Origin of the sequence: Faecalibacterium sp. DFI.5.82 (assembly GCF_029076575.1) — a bacterium.
Taxonomy (GTDB): domain Bacteria; phylum Bacillota; class Clostridia; order Oscillospirales; family Ruminococcaceae; genus Faecalibacterium; species Faecalibacterium duncaniae.
The window spans coordinates 1-343 of record NZ_JARFIS010000195.1 but is presented as its reverse complement, the minus strand read 5'-3'; the positions used below and the strand labels follow the sequence as shown (position 1 = coordinate 343).

Annotated in this window: 1 protein-coding gene; it reads right to left on the bottom strand. The window is 64.7% G+C overall.

What is annotated here, in order from left to right:
* Positions 1 to 157 precede the first annotated feature (157 nt).
* The coding region (locus P0G09_RS16210) for an XRE family transcriptional regulator (protein WP_275253179.1) at positions 158 to 343 on the bottom strand (186 nt) is incomplete at its 5' end.

Genomic DNA, 343 nt, shown 5'->3' with positions numbered 1-343 from the left:
TGGAGCAGGCCTGCACGGATGGGGTCAGCGGTGCGGTAATACTCCTGCGTCTGCTGGATGGCCCGGGCCCAGCCCCAATTGGCCGGGCTGCGGGCCCACTGGCGGGTCCCGTAGTTCTGCAGGGCCTCCCGGGTCTTTCTGCGCTGTTCAGCGGTCATCACGCCGCCCCCTTTCTTTGGCACATCCGGGTGCCCGGGCCAAAGAAGCAGGCATCCCGCTGTTCCATGGTCAGCCCCAGCATGGCAGAAAGACGGTCGGCTTCGCTGACTTTGAAATCGCTCTCGTCGTTCAGCTTTTGAAGCAGGGCGCTGCTGCTGATGCCCAGCACCCGTGCCACATGGCA